Raw genomic sequence first — 21,315 nt, forward strand, 5'->3', positions numbered from 1 at the left:
TTGGGGTTGGCTTCCCAACTGTGTACTATTTCAGGAGAGGACAAATCACTTTTCCCCGACACAGCACCGTATCGATATGTAGTTGGATCTAAATTATTGTAACGAGCCAGCGGTGAATTTGCCCTATAGGAAAAAGTCTCTAGTTCGTATGGTCAAGGGAATATTACTACCTTTGCGATAGTGAGCCTGCTACAGTGGCTGGCTCCTAGAGTGACGATCTATGTGGACGACTGTACTGACTATCCTATACACGCTCCTCGTCGTGGGCGTGGTGGTGGTGATCCTGACGGGGGGCGATGACATCTATCGGATGTTCTCGTGGCTGATGGTCGTGCTCTTTTTGCCAGTGGTGGGGGTGATACTCTATCTGCTCTTCGGTCGCTCGACGGCTTCGATGAAGCTGATACCTAAGGACTTTCTGAAGAAAATCAATCGTATGCCTGTGGAGCATACGGACTTTGACTTTCACCAAGCGATCCTAGAGAACCCTTACTACAGCTCTCTGGGCAAGCTACTCTACAATAGTGACGATCGTACGGTGCTGGCAGCCTCCTCGATGGAGGTGATCACGGTCGGGAAGGATAAGTACCGACAGCTCTTTGAGGATATTCGCTCGGCAAGGCAGGAGATCCATCTGATGTACTACATCATAATGTCTGACGAGCTAGGAGTCGAGCTGCGTGATCTACTGGTGGATAAAGCTCGCGAGGGGGTCAAGGTGCGCGTGGTCTATGATGGTCTAGGCTCCATCCGAAGTGACTTGAAGGGCTTCTGGAGGCCGCTACGGAGAGCAGGTGGTGAGGTCTATGCGTTTCTTCCGGTGCGTCTCCCCTTTTTCGATCTTCGCATCAACTACCGCAACCATCGTAAGGTGGTGGTGATAGATCAGCGTATCGGTTACTTCGGGGGAATGAATGTGGCGCAGTACTATACGCAGGGCAATGAGCTGGGACAGTGGCGGGATACACACTTTCGCATCGAGGGTAGTGCGGTGGCGGGACTGCAGCGTGTCTTTCTGGTGGACTGGGCTGTGGCGGTGCGCAAGCACTTTGACCTAGAGCCTTACTTCGCAGAGATCGACCGAGGCGCTTCTTACGAGCACCCTATAGCGATGCAATTTCTTACTAATGGGCCCCAAGCGCATTGGCAGACGATCGAACAAGCTTTCATCAAGGCGTGCTCGATAGCTCACGAGGAGATTCTAGTGCAGACCCCTTACTTCCTCCCGCCAGAGGGGCTACTGATGAGCCTGTGCAGTGCCGCTCTGCGCGGTGTACATGTCTCCGTCATGCTGCCTGAGCGCGGCGACTCTTATCTGACGCAGCGTGCCTCAGACTCTTATCTGACACAACTGCTCCAGGCGGGCGTAGATGTGAGACGCTATAGGGGGGGCTTCCTACACTCTAAGCTGCTGGTGGTAGATAGGCGCATCGTAGGCATCGGCAGTGCTAATATGGACTTTCGTAGCCTAGAGATCAACCTAGAGGTGATGTCTTTCGTCTATGACAAGCGGATAGCTGAGGAGCTGAGCGAAGCCTTCGAGGAGGATCTCCAGGAGTGTCATCAGCTAACTCTGGAGGAGTGGAGTGAGCGCTCCTTCTGGATACGAAGTCTAGAGGCACTGGCTCGCCTCTTCTCCCCGCTCCTATAAGTACGGACACAAAAAAGCCTGCCGACTATGGCGACAGGCACAAAAAAGCCGCACTGCGGATTAGAAAAACTCCGAAGAACATACAAGTTTTGAGGATCCATCACCCTCTGAAGTCCACTGGAGCAACGAGTGCTCACACACTCACGAGGAGTCTGTCGAGGCCGGTCATCAGGTAGATAGAATGATCTCGGAATAGTCGATTAAATTTGAAGAGTTTCCGTATCGAGCAGTGCGGCTATGGGTCTGCGCCGTCTACATATACTATGTACTAAGATCACGCTGTGCATGCACCTATCGGTGTCTTGCTACCACAAATATAGAGCAATATTCTGAGTCTTGCAAATTGTGATGGCACGAGACGACGTAAAAAAAGAGTCCCTACGAGGGTATGGATGCTCTCGCAGGGACTCTTTGCTTATTTATCGTATAGCTACTCTGTGTAGCTGGTTATTACTTCTCTAGCTCTACTAGATTACGATCTTTGTCGTAGATCTTGTAGTCTAGGAGTGCTACATCTTGATCTTCGATCAGCTTGATGTTTTTGGAGTATTTCTTCTTCCACTTAGTAAAGATAGAAGATCCCAAGAGGGGAGCCTTCTTGATATAAGCGACGACGTAGGGATGTAGATGCATGGCGAAGTTGCGTATCGGCTTATCGCCAGAGGTCAGCTGGGCTATGACCTCCTCTAGATCATCGGTAAAGGTGATGGAGGTCTTGATCTTTCCCGTGCCTTGACAGGTAGGACAGGTCTCCTCGGTGCGTATGATGGTCGCCTGACGGACACGCTGTCGTGTGATCTGCATGAGCCCAAACTTGCTCAGCGGGAGTATCTTGTGGGTAGCGCGGTCGTCTGCCATGAGCTTCACCATGTGCTCGTACAGCTCCTTGTTGTGAGCTGCTTCGTTCATATCGATGAAGTCGATTACGATGATCCCTCCGAGGTCTCTCAGCCTGATCTGTCGGGCGATGAGGTCTGCCACGGCCATATTGACATCAAAGGCGGTCTCCTCCTGTCCTGAGGTGCGACGAGCCTTCTTGCTACTATTGACGTCGATGACGTGCATAGCCTCGGTCTGCTCGATGATGATGTTGGCTCCACTGCGTAGGGTGACTTTGCGCCCGAAGAGAGTCTTCTTTTGCTTTGTCACACCACAAGCATCAAAGAGGGGTCGCTTACTGTCATCCTCATAGAGCGTGACGATCTGCTCTCTACCTGGGTCGATGTCGGCTACGTAACCTCTGAGCTCCTTGTAGTAGTCTGGATCGTTGACGACGATCTTGGTAAAGGTCTTGTTGTAGGAGTCTCGGATGAGGTTGATAGCACGGTTTCGCTCCTCGTAAATCTGTGTAGGAGCCTTGGCACGGACCAGCTTCTTGATACTTGTCTCAAATCGATCTATCAGATCCATCATCTCCTCGACGAGCTCTTGAGTCTTCTTGCCAGCAGCTTGCGTCCGGATGATGGCTCCGTAGCCACTCTTGATGACACTCTGCACGATCGTCTTAAGCCTCGTACGCTCCTCTGTAGAGCGTATCTCGCTAGAGATGGCTACCTGATCGCTAAAGGGTACTAAGACTAGAAATCGACCCGCTATGGAGAGCTCTGCTGAGAGGCTAGGTCCTTTCGTCCCAAAGGCTTCGCGTGTTACCTTAACGAGGATCTTGTCTCCCTTCTTGAGTCCCGAGTTGATGATATTGCCATCCTTAGGAAGGGGGGTACCTTCTTTGACTTTGTCAATGGGGGGTACCTTCTTCTTTTCCGCTATATCTTCTAATAAGTGAGTTGTCGCTCCAAATACTTTGCCTAGATCATTGTAGTGAAGGAAGCCGTTCTTCATGGGGCCTATGTTGACGAAGGCGGCGTTGTTGCCTCTGACCACATTGTCTACCTCGCCGAGCAGGATGTCTCCGACAGCGTAGCGGATGTTTCGATTCTCCGTCCGTAGCTCTACGAGCTCGCCATCTTCGAGCACTGCCATAGACACCTCTTTGGGCTTTACATCGATGATTAGTTCACTATTCACGGTGTCTCAAATAATCTGTGCATTAATAGATTGGAAACGTGTAGAGGTCTAGTATGACCCGCCTCTTCTCTCCTCTGTCTCACAGCTACGTCGTGCCACTGCACTGCCCCGAGCTGGTGAGCTGTCGAAGTACCTAATCGCTACACCTCTACTGGAGTAGCTGGTCTCTATGCGTATCTCGATCGAGACTCTAGGGAGTCACTAGATACACAGAGAGGGGTGGTCTACAGATGCTGCCGTAGCTCTCGTATCACGGGGTATATCTTCTATAGAGTCTGCTAATTGATGCGACAGACCCCGACAGATGGCCGTGAGAGGTGACTACTGCAGGATGATGGAATGAGTTGCTATGCAACGAAGCCAACCACAACCAGCCCCTCATCGGTGAGAGGTCGGTCATGACGGCTTGCTTGGTACGTTTCGTTCGTCAAGATTAGATCGCCATACATACTGTGATGGCTATCTAGTGAGTAGACTAGGACTCCCTAAGACGATCTGCTCGCCTAGGAGGGATCACATACGGTCTCCTCGACCGAGCGCCTACTACTTCTTCTTATGACGATTCTTACGTAGTCTCTTCTTACGCTTGTGCGTCGACATCTTGCGACGCTTGTGCTTCTTACCGTTTGGCATAATTGATTCTTTTGAATTGGTCTATATTGGATCCAAGGTCATGAGGTCCGTAGCTAGCCTCTATGCAGAAGCAACCGATGTCTTCCTCAGGACTATCTGCCTCGACTCACCCCTGGGATACTATTTGATTATGGCTGTGAATGCCTTCGAAGGCTTGAACGTAGGAACCTTGCGAGCTGGTACGATGATCGTCGTCTGCTTGGATATGTTGCGAGCAGTCTTCTCTGCGCGCTCCTTGACGACAAAGCTACCAAAGCCTCTGAGGTAGACATTGTCTCCCTGGCTCATAGCGTTCTTGACTGTATCCATAAAAGCCTCTACGACCTGTAGTACCTCCTGTCGGTCTAAGCCTGTCGTGTCAGCTATACTCTTTACAACTTCTGCTTTAGTCATGTATTCTTAGTAATGGGTCTTATAGTGATTTGCGATGAGGCATCATGCTATAGCTCCGAGAGCGTGTGTGCATGGTGAATAAGTTGTGCATAAAGCAACTCACACCAACCTGCTCTAGCGTAAAAAATCAGAGGAGTGCTCTCGATCTTGTCCAAGAACACTCCTCTTCTTTTTGATATATACTCGCTTGTGGTATCAGTCTAGTGTCTTAAAGCGACTTAGAGGAAAGGGAGGTGGCTGGCAAGGCTCTATGTGTAGCCCCTAGGGGAGTCGAACCCCTCTTTCCAGGATGAAAACCTGGCGTCCTAACCGATAGACGAAAGGGCCAAATCGTTGCGCCAGTATCCTTAATATAGAGTTATATCCTCAGCGAACTGATACAGTATTGCGATGTGTCGTCGTAGACTAGAGAGAATTGAGGTGAAGAGCCAGCTTGGACTTCAGATTCGCAGCCTTATTGCGATGAATGATATTCTTACGAGCTAGACGATCTAGCGTAGAATATACCTTCGGCAAAGCCTGCTCAGCTTCCTGACGATCGGTCATGGCACGAAACTGCTTGATCATCGTACGCGACGTCTTGCTCGCATAGCGATTGCGAAGGCGACGCGTGGAACTCTGACGGATTCTCTTCAGCGTTGATTTATGATTTGCCATTCTTGTGATACTTAATTACTTGGTGTACGGTCGATATGCCAGACTCGCTAAGCGAAACAATGCATACCAGCGATTACTTGTAGCCCCTAGGGGAATCGAACCCCTATTTTCAGAATGAGAATCTGACGTCCTAACCGTTAGACGAAAGGGCCAGTAGCTACTTGCCAACTAATGCCGAATGTTCGGCTCTCGGGCAATTGTGATGCAAAGGTAATACAAATTTTTCTTCTGGCAAAAGATTCTCGCAAGAAAATTCTCCAAAATAGAGATTATACCGCGGGAAACACAGCTCAGAAGGTTGATAGTCACGCTTTTACGGAAAGTTTACTCAAAACAGACTTTCTATCTCAAGTCACGACCCCAAAGGAGCTTTTCGCGAATTACTTGAGCATAAGGCTTGTGTGAGAGGCGCAGCAGATGGGCTCGCTTGTCACTCTTGCGAGCAACGATCTCGACACCACAATCGTAGACCCGCAGATTACCATCGATCACGATAGAGAAGGTAGGATGTAGCGAGGAGACTCTCATCGTCAGCACACTGGTATCGGGGAAGATGAGCGGAGCCATGTTGAGCGTGTGAGGTGCTATCGGCACCAGCAGCAACGTCTGGCACTGAGGGGTCACGATAGGACCTCCCAGGCTGAGCGCATAAGCCGTCGAGCCCGAGGGCGTGCTCACGACCAAGCCGTCGGCAGCGTACTCGGCTAGCAAGTCGCCGTCTAGATCTACACGTATCTTGATGATAGATCCAGTCTCTCGTTTCTGCACCGCTAGATCATTGAGTGCCGTGCCAACATGCTCTCCCGCCACACTTACATCGATCAGCGAGCGAGTCTCTATATCGTATTGCCCAGCCAGTAGGTCATCAAGATGATGCAGAGCTTCTCGTGGCTCCATCTCGGTCATAAAGCCGAGGTGCCCGCAGTTGATCGCCCATATAGGCAGCTCCACATCTCGCAGCTTGTGCACAGCTCGCAGGAGGGTACCATCCCCTCCGAGACTCAGAGCTATGTCGCCATAGGGCATTTCGCCACCCGGCCACATCTGCGGATAACCCTCAGGGATGCCCGCCTGTTGCAGCGCCTCCCAGAGCGGTGCCTCTATGTAAAGGTCTACACCATGCTCTGCGAGTGCCGTCAGTAGTGCCGTCACATCGTCCGTGAGCCGCATTGTAGCGTGGCTCCCATACACTGCTATCGTATTTATCTTGTGCCTATCCATCGGGGATGTCTGATTGCATCGCTACAAAAGTACCGAAAAGAAGGCAGACCCCCAAAGAGCTGTCCCCCGCAAAACAATCGAATGCGTAGCACTTACTCGATCATAAAGAGCTTGGCCGATATGCGCACCCACTCGTTGATCTTCTTGACTTGGACGACCCGAGCGTAAAACTCTTTGCCAGCGTCCATCAGCCGTGATATGACTAGATTGAGCTCTTGTGGCACATAGCCTATGCGGTGCTCCTCGTAGTAGATGGCGATGGCGTTTTCGTCGTACTCGTTTTGCGGCTGTCGTACCATACGTAGCACTGTGTCAGGCAGTAGCGTAGGGTAAAGCTCCTGTACGATAGGGCAGAAGGTGGTCCCAGCGACTACGATGTCTAGGAGGAAGATCTCCCGCTTGGGTAGTCCTAATGCGTTGATGCCTTCAGTGCCAATGAGCGCTAGTAGCTCGGGACTGACTGGTATGATCTCGTTACTCATAGATTATGTGACTTATATTCCTCCATCAGTGTGATGATCGTCTGCAGCTCCTTCTCGCTCGCTTCGAGCTCCTGTATGATTGCTTCTAGCTCAGCTTGCTTCTCTAGTATCTTTACGGGGCTTGACAGCAACTCTTCTTGATCAAATGGGAAGCTTTTCGACCGCTTGGCCATCCTAATCTCGAGGGTACTCTTCTTCTCTCGTAGTTTTTCGATTTCAGCCGAGAGCGTCTCAGGATCTGAGGGGAGCTCCTCCGAGTGCTTCTCCTTATTTAGTAGAGCCAGCACAGCTCGTAGCTGCGGTAGGTCTCCGATCTGATAAGCCTTCACCGTGATTAGAAAGAGTCGCTTGTCCTCCTCCGTATAGTGTGGGTTGAGGTCTGGGTGGAGTCGCTTGACTAGGGTCTTGTAGATCTCTCTGAGCTCTTTGGTCTCTTGGGAAGAGAGGTGCGGCCTGTCCCAATACTCCTTAGCCGCTTTGAGTTGAGCTAGCTTTCGCTCCAGGAGCTGATGAAACTCTAGCCGCTGCTGCGCCATCTGCTTGTCTATCTCGACGAGGTCGGGTGCTTCGTCTCGATTGATGTAAGCCTGCAGGAGCGACCGCCTGAAGCGGAGCGTGGCTAAGGAGAGCCCTAGACGCAACTGGGTGTACAGCAACTTGCCGAAGTAGTGCATGTAGAGCGCAGATAGGTGAGGCGCCTCGTGATCGGTCATCTCCTGATACTGGGAGACGAGTGCCGTGTAGTCCGCGACGAGCGTCTCGTACTGCTCCCGAAGCCTCTGATACTCTGGAGAGCATGCGAGCGGGTTCATATCTGTCATTGCATTCCGTCTATTAGGGCTAATCTGGGAACTAAGATAGTGCTTTTAGCGCAAAGAGCTTAGTATCTCGAAGGGCTTAACCTTCGATCTGCTGCCAGAATGGAGTCGCCACCACTCGGCTTACCAAAGCCTCTGGCGTGGTAGCTAGTTCCTCGGCGAGGTGAGTGTAGGTCGCCTCTATCGCCTTTCGATGCGTAAGTCCGTTGGGGATCTCATCGGTCTCGACGAGGAGTGCCTTCGCCTCATAGGCTAAGTGCAAAGCCTCAGCATCGTAGCGACGGCCGAAGGAGAGCGCAAAGCCCTTGCTCAGCATCATCTGCGCCACCTCTCCTCTAGCGCGAAAGCCGTGTAGCACCATCGGGGGGAGCTGCGCAAACTCTTGCGCCATCTGACTACGCAGCTCAATCATCTCAGCCCACGCACGTACCGCGTGTAGGAGGATAGGGCGATGTAGCTGACAGGCTAAGCGCATCTGCGCCTCTAGCCAGACGAGTTGCTCTGCGAGTGTTGCATTGCTCCGCACCTTGTCGATGCCACACTCGCCGACAGCGACGATCTGAGGAGCAGACGCCAGGCAACTCTGCATCTGATCAATGAGTGCTGTCAGACTTTGCTCTGGAGGCAGTGACCAGGGATGAAAGCCTATCGAGTAGAGCTGGGCCTCCTCGATTGCGACACCTCCGCTCCACTCGAGACTGTTGCATAAAGGCGAATCCCTGTGTTGCTTTCGGGATTCGGCTTCGGTCACATACGGAGGTATGCTCCCTTCAGACCTTACCCTCAGCGCCTTGCGCTTAATCCTTTCTGCAAAGTCAGGACAATCTTGCAAGCAAGATTGTGAGACTGTTGACTTTTGCAACAGTCTCCACTCTGTGTAGGTGAGCGAGCGAATTGCTTGGCAGCCCGTCTCGGGGCTATGCGTGTGGCAGTCTAGAAGTTTGAGACGGCCTGTGCCTTGCTCTGCTGCTCTGATCTCCTGGCTCATTGTCGTGGTGGCACGGGGTCGTAACCCACATGTCGGTTGAAGGGGTTACACCGTAAGAGTCTCCAGATAGTTAGCCAGCTTCCCTTCAGAGCTCCATGCACCCTCAGAGCCTCTAGTGCGTACTGCGAGCAGGTCGGCGTAAAGCGACAGCTGGGTGGCAGTAGCGGTGAGATAAAGTGACGATAAAACTTGACAGGATAGCTCAGCAGGCGTACCGCTAGCGAGAGTTGCTGTGCGTTGTCTTGTTCAGCTTGTGCAGTCTGCTCCTGACGATCGGTTGCGGGTTCAGTAGCGGGGGAGGTCGGGTTAGCTTTTTCTATCTCCTTGACGATACGTGCTACGGCTCGCTCTACCGCTTGCTCCAGCTCCGAGTAGGTCGGCATCGTCTTGGCGACAGATTGTAGTGCCACTCGTATCGTACAGTGGTGCTGTGTCGCAGTCTGCCAGAGCGGAGCTTTGTGGAGGCGATAAGCAACGCGGGTCATGCGCTTGATGCGGTTGCGATCGACTGCATGCTTGAAGCGACGCTTAGCGACCGAGGTCATGACGGCCACCTGCGCCTGCTCTCCTGGCGTCTCCGTGGCGATAGGCTCCGCAAGCCATACGATGCGAATGGGGTAGGAGACGAACGAACGCCCGCAACTATGCAGTCGCTCTATCTCCTCACGCAGATAGAGTCGCTCACCTTTGGGTAGACGTTGGTTCTGGTGGGAGCGAGGGGAGTCTTCCTCCGTAGTCATCCCTCTTGCTCGGCAAGGTAGTTGTGAAGTAGCTTAGGCATCGGCGGATCCTGACGACTGCCCGTAGACTTGATATCTACTCTGAGCCCTAGCTCCTCAGCTTTCTGTGCGGTCTTAGGACCTACTGTAGCGATGATCATATCCTCTTGCTTGAAGTCAGGGACATTCTCAAAGAGCGAGGTGATCCCTACGGGACTGAAGAAGATGATCATATCGTAAGGTAGTGGCTTCTCAAGCTCTAGCTCACGAGGTATGGTGCGGTACATGACCGACTTGGTATAGTCTATCCCAGCCTCTGTCAGCAGGTCGGAGAGCTTAGCGCTGTGCTCCTCTGCGACGGGGAGGAGATACTTTTCCCCTTTGTGCTTGACAATCACCTTGACAAGGTCTTCGGTACGTCCTGTCGGTGAGAAGAAGACCTTGCGCTTGCGGTAATTGACAAACTTCTGTAAGTATGGCGCGGACATCTCTGAGCTGCAGTAATACTTCATCGTGTCTGGCATCGTGATGCGCATCTCTTTCATCAGGGTGAAAAAGTGCAAGATAGCAGTACGAGAGGTAAAGACGATGGCTGTGTAATCCAATGGATTGATGCGCTGCTGGCGAAACTCTTTTGCTTCAACTGTCTCGACACGAATGAACTGCTTGTAGTCAAGCTCCACTTGATACTTTTCAGCGACTTCGGTGTAGGGATTGGCCATCAGTGGAGCGGGCTGAGAAATAAGTATTTTTTTAATCCGGGACATACGCACAGGCAGGGGCTAATGGTATATGATAGATTCTTTCACAGGATCAGCATTCCAAAGCCTATGAGATAGGCAAGAGGAGCCATTTCCTGACTGCAAAGGTACAAAGAAATAAGCAAAGGAGTCACCCCAGCCTCCCCAAGCCAGCGTGCTGTGGGCACGATGATCGCAAGGCGCCATAAGAGGATTACAGAGATCGTCAGCCATAGTGCGACCCCCTGCCAGACGCCCGCCAGTAGCAGCAAGGAGCTCAGATAGAGAGGCAGCGGCCACAGCCACTCTAAGATGCCGTAGTGACGCACCCAGTGTAGGTAAAAGGCGGAGTCGAGATAGATCCCCGCCAGCAGACGGTTGATACCTAGGTACAGTCCGCTTAGGATCAAGCTGCAGAGTGCTAGCAGCCCTACCTGCGAGAGCGTCGTCCACAGTTCGCCAGAGGGAAGACCAGCATAGTAGCGTAGTAGCAGATAACCAGTTACGCCGACCAGCAGATGACGTTGCAACCCTCCGAGGATCGCATAGGTACCGACAGATACCCGATGTACTAAGCTGCGAAAGAAAATGTGTCCTCTATTATATAGTAGCGCATCTACTGAGCGGGACAAGAGAGAGCCGACCCACATCTGCATCAGTGCTGGGAGTAAGAGCAGTATGAGGAGCAATAGTAAGATGATATCCTCTGCTCCTCGATCTACCCCAAAGGGAGTCAACGTCCACAACCCGACCGAGCTCTCCATACACGCAAGACCAATCTACAGAGAGGCTAGATGGGAGCGTAGCTGCGCCACCTGCTCCTCCAGATCCTGCACCCCATCATTATTGATCTGATAGAGAGGGAGCTCAGGATACCTCTGCTGCAGAGCTGTAAAGGTGTACGACGCTTGACGATCGATCCGGGCCTGCACTTGCTCGCGGGAGGCTCCGTCGCGCTCCTGGACACGAGCCACACGCACCGCCTCAGGCGCCGTCACGACGACCACAGCGTCGCAGAGACGATAGAAGCCTGACTGCCACAAGATAGCACTCTCTAGGACGACCCACCCCTCGGGGGAATCCTGCTCCATCGCCCACGCCGTCAGTCTCTCAGACACATAGGGGTGAATGATCTGCTCTAGCTGGTGCAATAGCGACTTACCCGCATCAGATGGTGCGAAAACCTTGCTAGCGATCTCATCATAGCGAGGCTTTCCATCTGGACTATAAACTTCTGCACCTAATAATGCGACCACCTGTTGACGCACCTGCTCGCTCTCGGTGTAAGCTCCACGAGCTACCGCATCACTATCCATCAGGGGTAGCCCCGCCTCGACAAGCATCTGACCGACGAAGCTCTTGCCCGCACCGATCCCTCCTGTCAATCCTAAGATGCGAGGGGGCGTTGAGGAGGAGGTGAGCTGCTTTTCGGTCATGTCCAGTAGCCACTACGGCTCAGCAGTCTCTAGGATATACTGTACCGCCTTGGGAGAGGGCATAGCGCGCACCACCCAGTCGGGTAGTCCCTCGACTCTCACGGGTAGCATCTCCGGTCGTTTCTCGCCCTGCTGCACAGCTTCTGCGAGCTGTTGCAGATCGACCACCACCGAGACCTTGTCCCCGATAGGCTTATTGTAGTCTGTGATAGGCATCGTCAGGGTCAGAGAGACACGAGCTGGGAGCAACTTAGCGACAAAGCCTGAGGGTGTGTTAAGCGCCTCGACAGGTAGCTCGATGCGTCTCTCCGTCAGCTCGACGACTGAGATCTGCAACTGCACACTATCGGGCGAGGTATAGACGTGGGGGATCTCTTCAAACGGCACCCGCACCGCTTTGTCTTGCGACAGGTTCTTGTAGGTCAACGCTTTGGTATGTATCTCGCTAATCCCCGCCAGGGCTTCACGACTACCATACAGCTCGACCGTCGTAGGAGTCATCGTCAGCGGCAGTACCATATAGCCATCCTTTGCAGAGGCCGACACATGGTTCACCACTGGCACCTCTTTCCTCTGGAGAGGATATGCGCGCAGCGAAATCTGATTAGGATAGATGTCTCGGATCTGTATAGAGCTCCCCAGGCTCTCCCGCACCTTCTGTGTCAAGACGGCACTGCTAAAGAGGATGCGCCCTCCCTGCGGCACTCGCTGTGGCATAGAGAGCGAAATCGGAGGCACGCCCTTCATCCAGCGGAAGAGGAGCTGAGAGCCTTTTGCCGAGACGCTGACATCTAACGCCGTCGGCTGATCCCCCTCTAGTCCTATCTCTCCCGGCATCTCCTCATATACGATTGGTACATGGACTATCGAGGTCGTGCCACGTGAGAGCGTCTGCATAAACCATAAGGCGGTCGCTAAGAGTACCCATACAGCGATCCCCAGCAGTCGTCTCAAGCGAGGAACACGCTGCTTACGCACCACAGGATCTCCACCTGTGCGAGGCTTAGGGGTCAGATTGAGTCGCACCGCTCCCGTCTTAAGAGTTCGGAGAGGCTATTAGCGGGCGTTGGGGTCCGTGCCGAGCGGATAGACCGAGCTCTTGGCAATCTCTATGCGCACGTCACGAGCTATCTCTACCTCAAAGGTCTGCTCGTTTACCTTGCGGATCTCGCCATGCACACCACCAGCCGTTATGACTGCATCGCCTACAGCGAGCGCATCACGCTCCTGTTGCAGCTTCTTCTGACGCTTGCTCTGCGGACGGATGAAGAAAAGCCAGAAGATCAAGATGATGATTGCAAAGAAGACGAGCGAAGTCCAGGCAGGAGCACCCTGCTGTGCTGCTTGTAGAAGGAATATATTCATAGGTATCTATAGTTGATGAATTCAATTACTTCTGCAAACTTACAAAAAACCGACCGCATAGCGCATTTCCTCCCTATCGCTCGATCACACAAATCTCGAGGTACTTGTGCGAATAGGGTTAGAATAACGCCTGTAACCCAATGTAGGAACGTCCTCCCTCTAGACACACCCGAGCGTCCGTCCCCGCTAAAGGTTACAACGTCCAGCTTTTACGATGACGGGTTATATGTCTCGCTCTGACGGGACTGACTTCCTCCGACTGGACGCTCAGACCGTGTGTCTCTATAGGGTGACGTCGGGGGAGGGCAGGGCCACGGGCTGGAGGAGGTTAGGAGAGGCGCTCGAGCCAGACGGGGAGGTCGGCGAGGTGGGCAGCGAGCGAGGAGGGGACGGTGGCGGTGGGCGACGAGAGCGGGTTGTCGGCGAAGATGCCGTAGAGGGCGGTGCCGGAGCCGGACATGGCGGCGTAGAGGGCGCCGTGGCGGTAGAGCGTGTCTCGCAGAGCGGCTAGCGCGGGGTAGTGCGCGAAGACAACGGACTCGAAGTCATTGACGATGCGCTCACGCCACTGCGCTATCGGTTGCTCTAGTAGTGCAGCGAGCTTGCCCTCCGCCTCGGGGTGGCGTGTCACCTGTCGATACGCCTCGGCAGTGCTCATACCGATGGGGGGCTTGACGACGAGGAGCCATTTGCTGAGGAGTGCGGACGGCATCGTGAGCGGTGTGAGCCTTTCGCCACGGCCTGTGACCAGCATGGGGCGGGACTGGATGAAGAAGGGGCAGTCGCTCCCGAGCTCTCCAGCCAGCGTCTCCAGTTGTTCTGGAGAAAGCTCTAAGCGGCACAGTTCGTTGATCGCTAGGAGCGTGTAGGCGGCATCGGCGGAGCCCCCGCCGATACCAGCTTCCGTCGGAATTCGCTTCTCAAGCTTGAGCCGTAGCGGAGGTATCTCCGGGTGGTGCGCTCGGAGTAGCTGCACCGCTTTGTAGATCAGATTGCGCTCGATGGGTAGTTCGCCTGCCAGACCAGCTATCTCGTATGAGTCCGCCGTGGCTCCAGCAGCTATCTCTACCGTGAGCTGGTCCGCCCAGCCAATGGGGAGCATGCAGCTCTCGATGTCGTGGTAGCCGTCTGGTCGGCGACGTAAGATACGCAGCCCGAGGTTGATCTTAGCGTGTGGGTGTAGGATCATATCGTGGTCACTCTTCGATTACTTATTCTTATACAGATGTACCCCGTCGGTACGGTAGCGGTCGTCTGTCTCAAGGAGCTGCTGCAGGATCGGGAGCAAAGCTTTCGGCTTGACCTCAAGTCTCTTAGCCAAAGTCTGCAAAGTAAGCGAAGGCACCTCCATTTGCTCTAGAAAACTCTTGAGGCGTGTCTCTAGATCCTCCTCACTACGCTGGGAGTGCGCCTTACGAGCTAGACAAAGGTCACAGCGCCCGCACGGCTCAGCCAGCTCCTCGCCGAAGTAGTGTAGGAGCATCGCCTGTCGGCACCCCTGCTGACCGTCTAGGTATGCGATCGTGGCGGTGAGTCGCTTGGTCATCGCCTCCTTGCGCAGCTCGTACACTTCGGGGGGTATGAGGAAGTGGTGCTTGCGCTCCCGCCGTGTGTAGAAGAGGATACGGGGCAAACGCTTGCGCGGGACGTAGTGAATGATGCCTCGCTGGCTCATTCGGACTAGGCTGTCATAGACCTCCTCTCCCGTCAGGTGGGTCTGTATGGAGAGGGTTCGCTCGTCGATGAAGACGTAATCGGCAAAGAGTCCCGAGTAGTTTCTCAAGACAGCTCGTAGCACTTTGTCATCTTGGGCGGACAAGCCTCGGATGTAGTATAGCTCTTCTCTAGAAACCTCTACGATGAGCCGTGAGCGTGCCTCGTCGAGGAGTAGCTCCCAGGCGCCCGCCAGCTCGAGGATATGCAGTGCGCTCAAGCTACGTATCGGGTGTAGATGCTCCGTGCGTACAAACGCCTCTAGATCTATCTCATAGCTACGCTCCATGCCCTCGCCGAGACCTATCCCTAGGTAGCTGTAGAGGGTATCGTAGATGTCACGGATGTAAGCTTTGTCGGGAAATTCGTTTTGCACCCGCTGCTGGAGCATGCCACGATCCCGTCGCTCATATAGCACCACGGCAAAAGCGCGTAGCCCGTCACGCCCCGCACGCCCCGCCTCTTGGAAGTACTCCTCCAGAGCCACCGGCATACTCCAGTGCACCACGAGACGCACATCGGGCTTGTCTATGCCCATGCCGAAAGCATTCGTGCAGACCATCACACGCACTTCTCCCGCCATCCAGGCGTTTTGCTTGATCTCTCGCTCCGCATGCGTCAGCCCTGCATGGTAGTAGTGTGCCGAGACGCCCGCCTCTTGTAGCATCTCAGCCAGCTCTTGCGTCTTCTTGCGATTGCGACAGTAGACGATCGCGCTACCACTCGTCGAGGCGAGGATATGGAGGAGCTCCGTCGCCTTGTCCGTTGTGGGGCGTACGATATACTGCAGGTTGTCCCGTGCGAAAGAGCTACTGATGACATGCGGCTCACGAAAGCTCAGACGCGCCATCACGTCCGCCACCACCTCAGGAGTAGCGGTCGCTGTGAGTGCCAGCAAAGGGACCGAGGGGTAGTAGCGACGTATCTCTGCGATCTTCAGATAGCTAGGGCGAAAGTCGTAGCCCCACTGCGAGATACAGTGACACTCGTCCACCACGATCAGCTGTATCGGTAGTTCGGGTAGACAGGCGAGAAAGAGCGGCGAGCTGAGTCGCTCAGGCGAGAGGTAGAGGAACTTACACCCGCCATACAGGCAATTGTCCAAGGCACGATGGATCTCCTTATACTCCATGCCCGAGTGGATAGCCACGGCAGACATGCCCCGCTTGTTGAGGCCATCGACCTGATCCTTCATGAGTGCTATGAGCGGTGTGACCACGAGCGTCAGTCCGTCGTGTAGCATCGTCGGCACCTGAAAGGTGATGCTCTTACCTCCACCCGTGGGTAGCAGCCCGAGCGTGTCTCGTCCCGCCAAGACGCTGTCGATGATCTCCGCCTGCTTGAGCCGGAAGGCGGGGTAGCCCCAGTAGCGATGAAGTACTCCTAGGGGGGTAGTCTCATCGTCTGCAGAGGCGGTCTGCGATGTCTCTAGTTGGTCGCTCGCTGGCTGCGTAGTCGCCTCGCCTAGCTGCTCGTGCTCGGTGTCAACTCGCGGATCGGTCGCTATATCACGCCACAGGTCCTCCTGCTCCTCGAGGAGCAAGTCCCAGTCGACAGCTTCGCTGTGCTCAGAGGAGTTGCCTGCCACCTCATCGCTGGGAGGCAAAGAGGTCCTCTCCGGGTCGTTGAGGTTTGACATCCTTGACTAGTAATTGCAGAGAGACAACTCCGTTAAAGTGGTTTTCATCTATTTGGTAGACAAGGGCAAAGGGCGCATTCGCTCTCCCCGCCGAAGACTTCTTAACGAAGCGGAAGGCTGGTGCTTGGTTGAACGCGATCCCTGGGCAGTGCTTCTTAGACCCCAGAGTAGGTATAGCATCTACCTTAAAGTGCTCGCCATTGCGCCCCACAGCTCTGCTCGCCCCCCCGTCATAGAGTTGCTGCGTCACAAAGAGGGGCTGGTAGTTGTCCGGCCCATACGGGGCAAAGCGCTGTATCGTCGTGTAGAGTCTCTGCGTCACCTCACGCAGCTCTATCTCGGCATCGATCTCTATCGGTGTGGACTGTGCTCGGTCACTAGTTGTCACCGCATTGACTCCCTGTATGTAAGCACGAAAGTCGGGGAGCTTGTCTGGCAGGAGGGTCAGCCCAGCGGCATAAGTGTGGCCACCGAAGTTTAAGAGCAGATCTCTAGCCTCCTCGATGATACTGTAGATGTCTATCCCGCCGACACTTCGCGCCGAGCCCACGATCCGGTCGCTCGTGCCTGTCAGCACGATCGTCGGTCTATTGGTATACTCGGCCACACGCGAGGCGACGATCCCTATGACCCCTTTGTGCCAGTCAGGCTGGTAGAGGACTACGATGGGCTGATGCGCCAGCTCGGGATTGACCTGTAGGAGCTGCATAGCCTCGTCAGTCGTAGAGCGGTCTAGCTCACGACGACGCACGTTGTACTCGTCGATCAGCTCGCTCATGCGGGCTGTCGTCTTCGCATCATTGCTCAGAAGGAGATCAACCGCTTCGCGGCCATTCATCATACGTCCCGAGGCATTGATCCTCGGCCCGATCTTGTAGATGATGTCGGCCATCGTGATCTTACGTCCCTCGAGACCGCAAGTCTTGATGATCCCCTTGAGTCCCATCGATGGATTGCGATTGAGCTGACGCAGCCCGTAGTGCGCCAGGATCCTATTCTCATCCATCACAGAGACCAGATCGGCAGCGATACTGACCGCGACCAGGTCTAGGAGCTTAAAGAGCGAAGCCGAGGGGAAGCCATTGTTCATCCCAAAGGCCTGCATAAACTTAAACGCCACGCCACACCCGCAGAGCTCCTCAAAGGGGTAGTGACAGTCTGGTCGCTTAGGATCTAGGACGGCCGCTGCATCGGGCAACTGGTCGTCTGGGTGGTGGTGGTCGCAGATGATAAAGTCTATGCCCAGCGTCTTAGCATAGGCTATCTCATTGATAGCCTTGATGCCACAGTCCACCACGATGATTAGTGTCGCACCTATCTCGTGGGCATGATCCACGCCTCGATAGGATACACCGTAGCCCTCATCGTCTCGTCCGGGGATATAGTAGCTGAGCAGATGCTCGCTACACCCCGCCGAGCGGAGGTACTTATAGATTAGAGATACAGCCGTCGTGCCATCTACATCGTAGTCGCCGTATATCATGATATGCTCCTTGCGTCCTAGCGCCTTGTTGAGACGCTTGACCGCTAGATCCATATCTTGCATCAGAAAGGGGTCGTGCAGATCCTCCAGCGATGGATGAAAGAATCGCTGTGCCTCTGCTTCCGTACGGATACCACGACGATAGAGTAGGCGTCCCGCCACAGCGGGTATTCTCAAGGCATGCGCCAGTTGAGAGCCACCCACCTCCTCCTCTCGGGTGAAGGGAGTGTATTGCCATTCGTTCGTCATTATATTGTTTTATTTTTTTTGTCATAGGGAGAGTGGATAGGCTAGGAGCAGACCAAGGCACTAGACCCGCTATGGGAGCGGTCCGGGCAACTTGGATAGAAAACGATTTACAGCTCATTACTAGCGTATTATATTGTCATCGCCTAGAGCGAAGCTTGCGATAAGGTCGCATCTCCGCATTTTAGGCTCCGTAAATGTACGAAATAATCTCGAGATGGCGTATGCAGGGCTGACGCATTATAAATGACAAGCTGATTGTGATCTTAAGAGGGAGAATGAAAGGCCTAAAAAGTGAACTCAATATAGTCGCAAAAACTCTTCATTTTTCTCTTCAAAAAGCTTGTCCATGTCGTAGGTTTTTCGTACCTTTATAACTGATAATCAATACAATGAGTAATCTCTATGAGCATATTCAATCAGCTTCTAATGGTCGAAGATCCACGCATAAATCGATGCAAAAAGTTCCCCCTAGGATACATCCTTACGACGGTATTCACAGCTACTCTCTCTGGCTGCTCCTCTTGGTACGAAATAGAAGACTATGCAGAGGAGTACAAGGTTGATCTGGAGGCTCTATATGAGCGTATATCAGGAGAGTCGAGCTCTTGGGGAGTCCCCTCTCACGACACGCTCAATCGGGCTATCAGTCTTCTTGATCCCAATCAGATAGAGCTAGTCTACAAAGCCTTCCTGGAGGAAAGCTTTGAGATAACAACGGGCAAGCACATCTGTCTAGATGGTAAGACGATGCGAGGCGTTAAGAAGCTAGACTTCGATGCCGACAGCCATTGCGTTACAGCCTTTGACCCTCAGCAGCAAGCTTCATTGGCTCAGGTATATATCTCCACTAAGTCTAATGAAATCAATGCCATCAAAGAAATTCTCAAGGCTCTAGATCTGCGAGACACCGTCATCACTATTGACGCTATCGGCACTCAAACCGATATAGCAACCGCAGTGGTCGGGAAGGGTGGTGACTACCTACTCCAAGTTAAAGATAATCAGAAACTAACGAAGGAAGAGATGCAAAGTTTCTTTTGTCCCCTCTACGATGCTCATATCGTGCATCAAGAGCAGAAAGACTTTGGTCACGGGCGAATAGAAACACGCACGATGAGTAGCATCGTAAACCCTTTATCTCTAGATCCAGACTCGACTTTAGACAAATGGAAAGGGCTGAAAAGTATCCATATGATGACAAGAGTACGGACGGACAAGAAGACAGATAAGTCCAGCACCGAAACCACCTTCTATATTTCTAGCCTGACAGACGGAGCGGAGATCTTCAAATTAATACGTGAGCATTGGGCTGTGGAAAACAAGCTACACTATATGCTGGATATGCTTTTTAGAGAGGACTACTCTACCAAGAGAGCCCGCAACGCAGCTCAGAACATGAACATTATAAACAAGATAAACCTGACTATCATTCAACGGCTTAAAGACAAGCTCAAAGGCACATCAACGCTACGCCTGAGGAAAAAGCTTGCACGAATGACTCCAGAGGAAATCTTCGAAATGGAATTATAATGCGTCAGCCCTGATAGCGTATGCCGTCGCGTCACATTTCACAGCTGACACATTATAATAATGAGTTCATCCAAGCCCCGCTTGTCGCTCATGTGTAGCTCCTGAAAAAAAAAGAGACTATGATACATCGGCTCTGGCTAGGTAAACGCAACGCCGAGTCGTTACAATAGCTTAGAACTGACTACATATCGAAACGGTGCTGTGTTGGGGAAAAGTGATTTCCACGTGGATATTTCGAAATCCCCACGTGGAGAATAAAAAATTCTTCGGAGGAATGAAATAAAACTTCGGAGGAATGAAATGAAACTTCGGAAGAAATGATTCGCCCCCACGTGGGGAATAAAAAACATCCACGTGGAGATTTAAGATTCCCCACGTGGATATTCGAGAAAGGAGGGGATCGGACGAATTTCCCCGTAAAGATATGTAAATAGAGACTAGAGGTTAGAAGTTAGAGATTTGAAATTAGGGATCGGAACTATCGGAAGGATCGGGAGTGTTTAGCGAGATGGCGTTCGCCCCCCGAACCAGCCTGGACGGGTAACAAACTTAATGCTGTAACCCTTCGAAACAGCGGACTCATGAGACGTGTAGTGATATGTGAGGATGCGGTAGCAGACGCGGGAGAAGGGGACGCAGAGTTCGTGCGGCTAGCCTTTGCGGTGCTGTATCGTCGAGTAGGCCTGCTGGAGTAGCTCGAGGGTGTCACGCGCTGCCTCCTGCTGAGCGCGCTTCTTACTGCTGCCAGCACCGCGCCCTACGGGCTTGCCATCGATCCAGACGCTGTAGACGAAGTGATCGTGTGGCGCCATATCGTGCTCCTCGAGACGGAATTCGTGCGAGAGGTGATGCTTTTGCACCCACTCGATGAGCTCGCTCTTATAGTTCTGAATGCTCGCCACCGTGTGCGCCTGCATATCGCGATAGGTGGGGAGGATAAAGTCGCGAACGAAGTCCTGCGTACGGGCATAGCCCTGATCGAGGTAGATGGCTCCGATGAGTGCCTCCACGGTGTTGCCGTAGATGTCTACCGAGTTGTCTAATGCGCTCGGCACCATGACGATATAACGCTCTAGATGCAGACGTCGCCCCACCTCGTTATTGACGGGACGGCTCACGAGCGAGCTCTTGCACTTGCTCAGTTCGCCTTCGTCCCATGTGGGATGGAGATGATAGAGGTAGGTGCAGATAGAGGCTTCGAGGACTGCATCACCGAGGAACTCAAGTCGCTCATTATTGAGCTTCTCACCACCCTCCCCGATGATCGTGCAGGAGCGGTGACGCATCGCTAGCAGGTAGAGGTCTGTGCGGACTGGCACGATGCCTATCCGATCGAAGAGTGTGGTCAGATTGGGCGTGCGCTGCGAGCTGCCACTACGTATGCCGCGCCACCAATGCAGCCAACGCTCACCTAGCTCCTGAAGCCACATCCTAGTCCTAGAGCGTCTCATCAAACTCATAGCACTGTCTGTCTAAAGGAGCAAAAAGAGCGACACCCCTCCACACTCGTCGACTCTAAAGTAACGTGCGTGAAGGGGTGTCGCTGATATAGTGTCATGAGTTGATACGGTGC

At 53.3% G+C, this 21,315-nt stretch carries 19 protein-coding genes and 2 tRNA genes; 2 read left to right on the forward strand and 19 right to left on the reverse strand.

Going from position 1 to position 21,315, the window contains the following annotated elements; all coding sequences use genetic code 11:
* Positions 1 to 220 precede the first annotated feature (220 nt).
* Positions 221 to 1,651 carry a cardiolipin synthase gene (gene cls, locus Q2J34_RS03540; RefSeq protein WP_298887712.1) on the forward strand — a complete coding sequence of 477 codons (1,431 nt, stop codon included), beginning with the start codon at positions 221 to 223 and terminating at the stop codon, positions 1,649 to 1,651.
* Positions 1,652 to 2,101: 450 nt separating this feature from the next.
* On the opposite strand, the gene Q2J34_RS03545 is transcribed toward cls, so the two are convergent.
* From Q2J34_RS03545 to recJ, 18 genes are all read right to left on the reverse strand, one after another.
* Positions 2,102 to 3,676, reverse strand: a complete 1,575-nt coding sequence (locus Q2J34_RS03545) for an Rne/Rng family ribonuclease (RefSeq protein ID WP_298887710.1) — start codon at positions 3,674 to 3,676, stop codon at positions 2,102 to 2,104.
* Between the two features lie 753 nt (positions 3,677 to 4,429).
* Positions 4,430 to 4,702: an HU family DNA-binding protein gene (locus Q2J34_RS03550; protein ID WP_004331463.1), complete on the reverse strand. Its 273-nt coding sequence runs from the start codon at positions 4,700 to 4,702 to the stop codon at positions 4,430 to 4,432.
* A gap of 255 nt (positions 4,703 to 4,957) precedes the next feature.
* Positions 4,958 to 5,029 (reverse strand) — tRNA-Glu (locus tag Q2J34_RS03555).
* 78 nt (positions 5,030 to 5,107) lie between these two features.
* Positions 5,108 to 5,359 carry a 30S ribosomal protein S20 gene (rpsT, locus tag Q2J34_RS03560; RefSeq protein WP_293965600.1) on the reverse strand — a complete coding sequence of 84 codons (252 nt, stop codon included), beginning with the start codon at positions 5,357 to 5,359 and terminating at the stop codon, positions 5,108 to 5,110.
* An 80-nt stretch (positions 5,360 to 5,439) separates the two neighbouring features.
* Positions 5,440 to 5,511: transfer RNA gene (locus Q2J34_RS03565), tRNA-Glu, on the reverse strand.
* A gap of 190 nt (positions 5,512 to 5,701) precedes the next feature.
* The gene (locus Q2J34_RS03570; RefSeq protein ID WP_298887700.1) at positions 5,702 to 6,580 is read right to left on the reverse strand and encodes an NAD(+)/NADH kinase; all 879 of its coding nucleotides are present in this window, start codon (positions 6,578 to 6,580) and stop codon (positions 5,702 to 5,704) included.
* A 92-nt stretch (positions 6,581 to 6,672) separates the two neighbouring features.
* The gene (locus Q2J34_RS03575; protein WP_293964614.1) at positions 6,673 to 7,062 is read right to left on the reverse strand and encodes an HIRAN domain-containing protein; all 390 of its coding nucleotides are present in this window, start codon (positions 7,060 to 7,062) and stop codon (positions 6,673 to 6,675) included.
* Positions 7,059 to 7,874 carry a molecular chaperone DnaJ gene (locus Q2J34_RS03580; RefSeq protein ID WP_298887697.1) on the reverse strand — a complete coding sequence of 272 codons (816 nt, stop codon included), beginning with the start codon at positions 7,872 to 7,874 and terminating at the stop codon, positions 7,059 to 7,061. The genes Q2J34_RS03575 and Q2J34_RS03580 overlap by 4 nt, the downstream gene beginning before the upstream one ends.
* 85 nt (positions 7,875 to 7,959) lie before the next feature.
* Positions 7,960 to 8,631, reverse strand: a complete 672-nt coding sequence (locus Q2J34_RS03585; protein ID WP_298887694.1) for a TatD family hydrolase — start codon at positions 8,629 to 8,631, stop codon at positions 7,960 to 7,962.
* A 233-nt stretch (positions 8,632 to 8,864) separates the two neighbouring features.
* A complete protein-coding gene (gene yidD, locus Q2J34_RS09945) occupies positions 8,865 to 9,608 on the reverse strand; it encodes a membrane protein insertion efficiency factor YidD (RefSeq protein ID WP_479692273.1) in 744 nt (247 codons plus the stop codon).
* Positions 9,605 to 10,354: a uroporphyrinogen-III synthase gene (locus tag Q2J34_RS03600; protein WP_422763835.1), complete on the reverse strand. Its 750-nt coding sequence runs from the start codon at positions 10,352 to 10,354 to the stop codon at positions 9,605 to 9,607. Before Q2J34_RS03600 ends, yidD begins: the two co-directional genes overlap by 4 nt.
* A 38-nt stretch (positions 10,355 to 10,392) precedes the next feature.
* A complete protein-coding gene (locus Q2J34_RS03605; protein ID WP_298887690.1) occupies positions 10,393 to 11,091 on the reverse strand; it encodes a DUF4271 domain-containing protein in 699 nt (232 codons plus the stop codon).
* Positions 11,092 to 11,106: 15 nt separating this feature from the next.
* Positions 11,107 to 11,763, reverse strand: coding sequence for a dephospho-CoA kinase (coaE, locus tag Q2J34_RS03610; RefSeq protein WP_298887688.1), 657 nt, complete (start codon positions 11,761 to 11,763; stop codon positions 11,107 to 11,109).
* Positions 11,764 to 11,775: 12 nt separating this feature from the next.
* On the reverse strand, positions 11,776 to 12,789 hold the full coding sequence (locus Q2J34_RS03615) for a CdaR family protein (RefSeq protein ID WP_298887686.1): 1,014 nt from the start codon (positions 12,787 to 12,789) through the stop codon (positions 11,776 to 11,778).
* 30 nt (positions 12,790 to 12,819) lie between these two features.
* Positions 12,820 to 13,128, reverse strand: coding sequence for a preprotein translocase subunit YajC (gene yajC / locus Q2J34_RS03620; RefSeq protein ID WP_298887684.1), 309 nt, complete (start codon positions 13,126 to 13,128; stop codon positions 12,820 to 12,822).
* A 328-nt stretch (positions 13,129 to 13,456) separates the two neighbouring features.
* Positions 13,457 to 14,317 (reverse strand): 4-(cytidine 5'-diphospho)-2-C-methyl-D-erythritol kinase, encoded by an 861-nt coding sequence (ispE, locus tag Q2J34_RS03625; protein WP_298887682.1) that lies wholly within the window; start codon positions 14,315 to 14,317, stop codon positions 13,457 to 13,459.
* Positions 14,318 to 14,335: 18 nt separating this feature from the next.
* Entirely contained in the window at positions 14,336 to 16,480 is a 2,145-nt protein-coding gene (locus Q2J34_RS03630; protein ID WP_422763839.1) for a RecQ family ATP-dependent DNA helicase, read from the reverse strand.
* Entirely contained in the window at positions 16,431 to 18,212 is a 1,782-nt protein-coding gene (gene recJ / locus Q2J34_RS03635; protein WP_298887678.1) for a single-stranded-DNA-specific exonuclease RecJ, read from the reverse strand. Before recJ ends, Q2J34_RS03630 begins: the two co-directional genes overlap by 50 nt.
* A 396-nt stretch (positions 18,213 to 18,608) precedes the next feature.
* Between recJ and Q2J34_RS03640 the strand changes: the two genes are divergently transcribed.
* Entirely contained in the window at positions 18,609 to 19,742 is a 1,134-nt protein-coding gene (locus Q2J34_RS03640; protein ID WP_300970142.1) for an ISAs1 family transposase, read from the forward strand.
* Between the two features lie 650 nt (positions 19,743 to 20,392).
* Here the strand turns inward: Q2J34_RS03640 and rnc are convergent.
* Positions 20,393 to 21,202 (reverse strand): ribonuclease III, encoded by an 810-nt coding sequence (rnc, locus tag Q2J34_RS03645; protein WP_298886602.1) that lies wholly within the window; start codon positions 21,200 to 21,202, stop codon positions 20,393 to 20,395.
* Positions 21,203 to 21,315: the final 113 nt, after the last annotated feature.

Origin of the sequence: Porphyromonas vaginalis (assembly GCF_958301595.1) — a bacterium.
GTDB lineage: Bacteria > Bacteroidota > Bacteroidia > Bacteroidales > Porphyromonadaceae > Porphyromonas > Porphyromonas vaginalis.

Excerpts from the sequence above, each read along its gene's own strand:
- Q2J34_RS03570 (WP_298887700.1), bottom strand. The coding sequence starts at position 6,580 with ATGGATAGGCACAAGATAAATACGATAGCAGTGTATGGGAGCCACGCT.
- Q2J34_RS03550 (WP_004331463.1), bottom strand. The coding sequence starts at position 4,702 with ATGACTAAAGCAGAAGTTGTAAAGAGTATAGCTGACACGACAGGCTTA.
- Q2J34_RS03600 (WP_422763835.1), bottom strand. The coding sequence starts at position 10,354 with ATGTCCCGGATTAAAAAAATACTTATTTCTCAGCCCGCTCCACTGATG.
- cls (WP_298887712.1), top strand. The coding sequence starts at position 221 with ATGTGGACGACTGTACTGACTATCCTATACACGCTCCTCGTCGTGGGC.
- yidD (WP_479692273.1), bottom strand. The coding sequence starts at position 9,608 with ATGACTACGGAGGAAGACTCCCCTCGCTCCCACCAGAACCAACGTCTA.
- yajC (WP_298887684.1), bottom strand. The coding sequence starts at position 13,128 with ATGAATATATTCCTTCTACAAGCAGCACAGCAGGGTGCTCCTGCCTGG.
- Q2J34_RS03580 (WP_298887697.1), bottom strand. The coding sequence starts at position 7,874 with ATGAACCCGCTCGCATGCTCTCCAGAGTATCAGAGGCTTCGGGAGCAG.
- Q2J34_RS03605 (WP_298887690.1), bottom strand. The coding sequence starts at position 11,091 with ATGGAGAGCTCGGTCGGGTTGTGGACGTTGACTCCCTTTGGGGTAGAT.
- recJ (WP_298887678.1), bottom strand. The coding sequence starts at position 18,212 with ATGACGAACGAATGGCAATACACTCCCTTCACCCGAGAGGAGGAGGTG.
- rnc (WP_298886602.1), bottom strand. The coding sequence starts at position 21,202 with ATGAGTTTGATGAGACGCTCTAGGACTAGGATGTGGCTTCAGGAGCTA.
- coaE (WP_298887688.1), bottom strand. The coding sequence starts at position 11,763 with ATGACCGAAAAGCAGCTCACCTCCTCCTCAACGCCCCCTCGCATCTTA.
- rpsT (WP_293965600.1), bottom strand. The coding sequence starts at position 5,359 with ATGGCAAATCATAAATCAACGCTGAAGAGAATCCGTCAGAGTTCCACG.
- Q2J34_RS03575 (WP_293964614.1), bottom strand. The coding sequence starts at position 7,062 with ATGAGTAACGAGATCATACCAGTCAGTCCCGAGCTACTAGCGCTCATT.
- ispE (WP_298887682.1), bottom strand. The coding sequence starts at position 14,317 with ATGATCCTACACCCACACGCTAAGATCAACCTCGGGCTGCGTATCTTA.
- Q2J34_RS03630 (WP_422763839.1), bottom strand. The coding sequence starts at position 16,480 with ATGTCAAACCTCAACGACCCGGAGAGGACCTCTTTGCCTCCCAGCGAT.